This window comes from Vibrio sp. 1457, from assembly GCF_033340195.1.
Lineage (GTDB): Bacteria > Pseudomonadota > Gammaproteobacteria > Enterobacterales > Vibrionaceae > Vibrio > Vibrio alginolyticus.
On record NZ_JAWOWA010000019.1, the window covers coordinates 80,389 to 86,558 of the forward strand.

The 6,170-nt window shown below is 43.4% G+C and carries 7 protein-coding genes and 1 tRNA gene; 3 read left to right on the plus strand and 5 right to left on the minus strand.

Features of this window, described 5'->3' with window-relative positions:
• Window positions 1–5: 5 nt before the first annotated feature.
• Window positions 6–695: a phosphate regulon transcriptional regulator PhoB gene (gene phoB / locus R7Z41_RS17980; RefSeq protein WP_005381752.1), complete on the minus strand. Its 690-nt coding sequence runs from the start codon at window positions 693–695 to the stop codon at window positions 6–8.
• A gap of 224 nt (window positions 696–919) precedes the next feature.
• On the opposite strand from phoB, the gene rdgC reads away from it, so the two are divergent.
• The 3 genes from rdgC to R7Z41_RS17995 all read left to right on the plus strand — a co-directional run bounded on the left by rdgC (window position 920) and on the right by R7Z41_RS17995 (window position 3,657).
• The gene (gene rdgC / locus R7Z41_RS17985; protein ID WP_017633930.1) at window positions 920–1,834 is read left to right on the plus strand and encodes a recombination-associated protein RdgC; all 915 of its coding nucleotides are present in this window, start codon (window positions 920–922) and stop codon (window positions 1,832–1,834) included.
• A gap of 165 nt (window positions 1,835–1,999) precedes the next feature.
• Entirely contained in the window at window positions 2,000–3,400 is a 1,401-nt protein-coding gene (gene yegQ, locus R7Z41_RS17990; protein WP_025768851.1) for a tRNA 5-hydroxyuridine modification protein YegQ, read from the plus strand.
• Window positions 3,401–3,402: 2 nt separating this feature from the next.
• Window positions 3,403–3,657, plus strand: a complete 255-nt coding sequence (locus tag R7Z41_RS17995; protein ID WP_005381763.1) for a YfhL family 4Fe-4S dicluster ferredoxin — start codon at window positions 3,403–3,405, stop codon at window positions 3,655–3,657.
• A 42-nt stretch (window positions 3,658–3,699) separates the two neighbouring features.
• On the opposite strand, the gene R7Z41_RS18000 is transcribed toward R7Z41_RS17995, so the two are convergent.
• The 4 genes from R7Z41_RS18000 to R7Z41_RS18015 all read right to left on the minus strand — a co-directional run bounded on the left by R7Z41_RS18000 (window position 3,700) and on the right by R7Z41_RS18015 (window position 6,064).
• Window positions 3,700–4,008 (minus strand): hypothetical protein, encoded by a 309-nt coding sequence (locus tag R7Z41_RS18000; protein ID WP_005381765.1) that lies wholly within the window; start codon window positions 4,006–4,008, stop codon window positions 3,700–3,702.
• Window positions 4,009–4,331: 323 nt separating this feature from the next.
• On the minus strand, window positions 4,332–5,168 hold the full coding sequence (mepA, locus tag R7Z41_RS18005; RefSeq protein WP_017633932.1) for a penicillin-insensitive murein endopeptidase: 837 nt from the start codon (window positions 5,166–5,168) through the stop codon (window positions 4,332–4,334).
• A gap of 12 nt (window positions 5,169–5,180) precedes the next feature.
• Window positions 5,181–5,513, minus strand: coding sequence for a DUF1904 domain-containing protein (locus tag R7Z41_RS18010; protein ID WP_005381768.1), 333 nt, complete (start codon window positions 5,511–5,513; stop codon window positions 5,181–5,183).
• Window positions 5,514–5,987: 474 nt separating this feature from the next.
• Window positions 5,988–6,064, minus strand: a tRNA-Trp gene (locus R7Z41_RS18015).
• Window positions 6,065–6,170 lie beyond the last annotated feature (106 nt).

A 6,170-nucleotide genomic window follows, 5' to 3' on the forward strand; every position in this document is an offset into this window, starting at 1 on the left:
TTAATTTATGCCTTCGTCGAGAAGCGGTATCCAGCACCACGAACAGTTTGGATCAGCTTATCATGCCCTGCAGCTTCCAATGCTTTACGCAGGCGGCGAATGTGAACATCAACCGTACGGTCTTCGACATACACGTTAGTGCCCCAAACATTGTTTAATAGCTGCTCACGGCTGTATACGCGTTCTTGATGCGTCATGAAAAAATGAAGCATCTTAAATTCTGTAGGGCCCATGTCTAATGGCGCATCATTAGCCGTAACACGGTGCGATACAGGGTCAAGCTTCAATCCCTGTACATCAATTACATCTTCTAGTGCAGTAGGGGTAACGCGACGAATCACCGCTTTTAGGCGTGCAACCAACTCTTTAGGAGAGAATGGCTTAGTAATGTAGTCATCCGCACCGACTTCTAAACCACGCACTTTATCTTCTTCTTCACCACGAGCGGTAAGCATCACAACTGGAATGTTGCGCGTTAATTCCTCTCGCTTCATATGTTTGATGAAGTTAATGCCACTACCGCCTGGTAACATCCAATCCAGTAAAACTAAATCAGGGAAGGGTTCAGCCAGTTTGGTTACTGCAGTATCGTAATCTTCCGCTTCTACCGCTTGGTAACCTTTCTGCTCAAGTACGAAGCACAGCATTTCGCGAATAGGAGCTTCGTCTTCAACAACCAGAATCCTTCTAGACATAATTGAGTAACCTTATGTTCGTTGAGCTAATGAATTTAAGAGACAAAGCGCCTCTCTTTGCATAAGCATTATCACTACCAATTATGACACTTTTGTGACCTTTGAAAACAAATTTTCATATAACTTTCTTTTGAGGTTCATTCGGATATTTTTCATTTCTATTAAGACATCAGCACAAAAATTCCCTATGATTAGTCCCTTGTCATCAAGCCTAGAGAAGATTTATGTGGTTTAAAAACTGTCTGGTATACCGCGTTAACCGCGAGGTTACTTTTAACGCCGAACAACTAGAAACTCAGCTGTCTGAATTCCAATTCACCCCGTGTGGCAGTCAAGACAAACAGAAATTTGGCTGGGTCAGTGCAATGGGTAGACATGGCGATATGATGACTCACGTGTCAGAAAACCGCATTCTGATTTGCGCCAAGAAAGAAGAGAAAATGCTACCTGCCTCTGTGATCAAAGAATCATTGAATGCAAAAGTAGAAGCAATGGAAGCGCAAGAAGGTCGTCCTCTGAAGAAGAAAGAGAAAGACAACCTGAAAGATGACATCGTAATGGATTTACTGCCGCGCGCATTCAGCCGCAGCAGCCACACTCACGTACTCATCATGCCAAAAGAAGGTTTTATCCTTGTTGATGCAAGCAGCTATAAAAAAGCAGAAGATGTATTAGCATTGCTTCGTAAAACCATGGGTAGTCTACCTGTTGTTCCTGCTATTCCAGAAGTGGCGATTGAAACTACGCTAACCGAGTGGGTGAAAAGCGGTGACACACCTCAAGGTATCAGCATGATGGACGAAGCTGAGCTAAAATCCGTACTTGAAGAAGGTGGTGTGATTCGCTGTAAGAAGCAAGAGCTAACCACTGATGAAATCCGCAACCACATCGCTGCGGATAAAGTCGTGACGAAACTTGCGCTTAATTGGCAAGATCGTATTGAGTTCATTATGACGGAAGATGCAGGCATCAAACGTCTAAAATTCTCTGATGAATTGAAAGATCAAAACGATGATATTCCACGTGAAGATCAAGCAGCTCGATTTGATGCAGACTTCTCTCTAATGTGTGGAGAGTTCAGTGCTTTCCTTCCCAACCTATACGATGCGCTAGGCGGCTTACCGAATCCTAACGCTTAATTTTGTATAAAGGTTAACCATAACGCCCTCACTTTTTTTGAGGGCGTTTTTCTATCTGAAGCACAATTACCCTAGTCACAGTTCACATTTTGACGTAAAATTTGCGCCCCATTTCCATTAGGTGGAATTGGCCTGACTTGTGATCAGATAAAAGAGAATTGAGCAATGACAACTGAGAAAGCATTCGTGCCTGAGCTACTATCTCCAGCGGGCAGCCTGAAAAACATGCGTTACGCATTCGCCTACGGGGCAGATGCAGTTTACGCTGGCCAACCTCGCTACAGCCTTCGCGTACGTAACAACGAGTTTAACCACGAGAACCTAAAAATCGGTATCGATGAAGCCCACGCCCTAGGCAAAAAGCTTTATGTGGTATGCAACATTCAACCACACAACTCGAAGCTAAAAACCTTCATCCGTGATCTTAAGCCAATCGTAGAGATGGGTCCTGACGCATTGATCATGTCAGATCCAGGCCTAATTATGATGGTTCGTGAAGCTTTCCCAGAAATGCCAATTCACCTTTCTGTACAAGCAAACGCTGTAAACTGGGCAACCGTTAAGTTCTGGGCAGCGAATGGCGTGGAACGTGTGATCGTTTCTCGCGAGCTGTCTCTAGAAGAAATCGAAGAAATTCGTGAGCATTGCCCTGAAACTGAGCTTGAAGTATTCGTTCACGGTGCATTATGCATGGCTTACTCAGGTCGTTGCCTACTTTCTGGCTATATCAACAAACGTGACCCTAACCAAGGCACTTGCACTAACGCATGCCGCTGGGAATACAAAGTTGAAGAGGGTAAAGAAAACGACGCTGGTGATATCGTAGAGAAATTCGACCCGACTGAAGCACAGCCTGTCGAAGTACAAGACGAGCGCCCTGAAACCACAATTGGTCGCGGCAAACCAACAGATGAAGTCGTTCTGCTTTCTGAAGCACACCGTCCAGAAGAAAAAATGGCAGCTTACGAAGACGAGCATGGTACTTACATCATGAACTCTAAAGACCTACGAGCGGTTCAGCACGTTGAACGCTTAACTAAGATGGGTGTTCACTCATTGAAAATTGAAGGTCGTACTAAATCGTTTTACTACTGCGCACGTACCGCTCAAGTTTATCGTAAAGCAATTGATGATGCTGTAGCAGGTCGACCATTCGATGAAAGCCTAATGGGTACACTAGAAAGCCTAGCTCACCGTGGCTACACTGAAGGCTTCCTACGCCGTCATACACACGATACTTACCAAAACTACGATTACGGTTACTCAGTCTCTGATGCTCAACAGTTTGTCGGTGAGTTCACTGGTAAACGTCGTGGCGATATGGCTGAAGTAGAAGTGAAAAACAAATTCCTTGTCGGTGATAGTCTTGAGCTAATGACGCCAAAAGGTAATGTTGTTTTCACGCTAGAAGCGATGGAAAACCGTAAGTCAGAGTCTATTGAGGATGCCAAAGGGAATGGTCACTTCGTCTTCATTCCAGTACCAGCAGATCTAGATTTAGAATACGGTCTATTGATGCGTAACTTGAACTCAGGGCAGGACACCCGTAACCCGACTGGTAAGTAATCATGGCTTTGCTCATTACTGACAAATGCATCAACTGCGACATGTGTGATCCCGAATGCCCCAATGGGGCAATCAGTATGGGAGAGAGCATTTTCGAAATTGATCCAGCGCTATGTACAGAGTGTAAGGGGCATTACGAAAAGCCGACCTGTCAGTCAGTGTGTCCAATTACAAAATGCATAATCACAGATCCGAACCATGTCGAAACTGAAGAGCAGTTGCTTGAAAAATTCGTGATTATTCAAGGGTTAGCATAAGAGCAATTAGGTTCAACTTTGGCATCAAAGTTGAACCTTTTCTCAACCTGATTTTTCAATAGGGATAATATTGCAGAATAGCTCTTTTTCAAAATGATACTCTAGTCTCTCACGCCAATTTTCCGCTTGAGAAACAGGTATTAAATAAAAGTTTTCTCGGCTCGTATCAGTAACGAAAGCCATCCCATATTGCATCAGCTCATAATGCACATCATTAACAAAACCCGGATCAAGGCGTTGACGCCCAGTCAGGTGATTCACATCCTCTCGAGTCAAAGAGACTCCTTTAGTATCACTGCTAAATCTGTGTCTTAACCACTCTGCAAATTCTTTTGCACAAATCATAGTCATGGTTTTGTCCTTGATTTACTCTTCTAACAGGAAAAGGGCATATCCCTGCCTAACACACTTGTCTGCGTTGTTATCGCTTTTTAGCCAACTGACAGACATATTGCTAAGAAACCAGAGTATCGTGACGAAAGATCTTTTTCTAAACAAAGAAATTACAACTTACCCATACTACAACTCTTTGTTTAATTTAGATTTCTATAATATGTCCCCAAAACTAATTGGGTTAGTTTTTGTATTGGTATTATTCAATGTAGACAAAAGTATGATGTTTCTCCAGTTTCATAAAAGAGATCACCAAGTACAGATAAACCTGGAGAGTAACACTAATTAGGATTGATAAGCGGCAAGCATTGAGGTGGAACGACTTTTTTTCGTTTGGGCTTAGAGGTTGTTTTTACCCGTGGAGGGGTATCAATAGGTTTCGCTTTCGGGGCCCAACTTGCGAGCTCAACACCGCAGCCATCGCCTACTGGAGGTGGTGCTTGATCAACACAATAGTCGCTCGAATCAGGACAAGACAACCTGACGTGAAAGTGGTAATGATGCCCCCACCATGGACGTACTTTACGTAACCAAGAACGATCTTTGCCGTTTTCTTGCAAGCAAAGTTGCTCCTTAATAACAGGATGTACAAAAATTCGTGCAACATCCTTACTTTTTGAAGCGTACCGAATTAGCTTAAAGTGCCGTTCTTCCCAGCGATGATTAAGTATGGAATAACCTTTTAAATCCACCACACTCATGGGCTTAGGAAGTTGTAATTCGTTATAAGAAAGCGGTTGGTCAGCAAGTCTTAACCAGATATCGATATCTAACCCGGTTTGATGACTAGAATGACCAGAGGAGAACCTTCCACCTCTAGGTAAAGATAAATCACCAATTAGCAGAGTGGTGTTGAGATTTTGATGAGCTTTAAGCGCCAGATTTTCAATAAACTCTATCGTTTTAGGGTGCCCATAGTAGCGCTTCGTTTTACTACGTAAGACTTGATAACCAACGCCATCGAGAGGCAAGGGTAATGCACCATCTAAACAACCGTTAGCATAACTACCAATAGAGGAGGAAGAGTTTCGGGTAGGATTAACCGCAGACTCCCAAGGAGTAGAACATACTGAAGCTGAGAAACATAAACCCAAAGTTACAATGAAACTCAGCCTCATAGCCTTTAACCTTTAGTAGTGTTCGCCATTATCGTAATAAGCTTTAGGAGATAAAGCGGAAAAGATAACTGCAACATCAATATCGGCACCAGCGATACCGCGCACTTGTTGCGTAATAAGCTTGGCAACTTCATCTTGCACTTCCTGGCCACGGTCGAACCAAAGCACTTCGACAAAAGGATATGCAGCACTCACCTCTCCCTCATTGAAAAACGTAGTGTAGATATACTCAAAAGTAAAATCCTCACGCGGACAGTCCATTAGAGGCTGAAGTTCATCCGTAAGAGGTTTTGATAATGCCTGAACAGCTTGTGGCTCTACAGCACGGAATCGAAAATGTGGCATAAACTTACTTCCTAATTATTAGCATCAATGCATGATGATAACAGGAACCAAGTCAGTAATCATCCAAGCCAATGTAACCACTGACCTTTCAATAGATTGTGAATCAGATGTGCTCGATAACGAAGAAAAAGCGTTATGAAAATTCGAAAGTAAAACAGAAAGAGCAAAGCGATACATCAACATTTAATAATTACATTACTAGAAAATAAAACTATCTGAAGCAAAGGTATGCCATATTCGTCGGATAAACATACACCTGACGTCGAAACTATACGTTAGAAATAAAAGAGCCCCTGACCTAAGCCAGAGCTTATGAACATGGGGGATAGGTGAAGTGGACCAATATCCCGGAGATATGAACTTTCAATCCCCCGATACTTTGGTATCAGAGGAATCGACAACTCTCCAACTAGTCAGATTCTCTTTTCTTCAGATGCAAAAAAGCCCCAGCATTACTGCTGAGGCTTTAGAGTATGGCAGGGGTGGAGAGATTCGAACTCCCAACACGCGGATTTGGAATCCGCTGCTCTGCCAATTGGAGCTACACCCCTGTAATTCGTGTTATTGAGACGACGCTCAAATAAGTGGCGGAGTGGACGGGACTCGAACCCGCGACCCCCGGCGTGACAGGCCGGTATTCTAACCAACTGAACTACC

Excerpts from the sequence above, each read along its gene's own strand:
- phoB (WP_005381752.1), bottom strand. The coding sequence starts at position 695 with ATGTCTAGAAGGATTCTGGTTGTTGAAGACGAAGCTCCTATTCGCGAA.
- rdgC (WP_017633930.1), top strand. The coding sequence starts at position 920 with ATGTGGTTTAAAAACTGTCTGGTATACCGCGTTAACCGCGAGGTTACT.
- yegQ (WP_025768851.1), top strand. The coding sequence starts at position 2,000 with ATGACAACTGAGAAAGCATTCGTGCCTGAGCTACTATCTCCAGCGGGC.
- R7Z41_RS17995 (WP_005381763.1), top strand. The coding sequence starts at position 3,403 with ATGGCTTTGCTCATTACTGACAAATGCATCAACTGCGACATGTGTGAT.
- R7Z41_RS18000 (WP_005381765.1), bottom strand. The coding sequence starts at position 4,008 with ATGACTATGATTTGTGCAAAAGAATTTGCAGAGTGGTTAAGACACAGA.
- mepA (WP_017633932.1), bottom strand. The coding sequence starts at position 5,168 with ATGAGGCTGAGTTTCATTGTAACTTTGGGTTTATGTTTCTCAGCTTCA.
- R7Z41_RS18010 (WP_005381768.1), bottom strand. The coding sequence starts at position 5,513 with ATGCCACATTTTCGATTCCGTGCTGTAGAGCCACAAGCTGTTCAGGCA.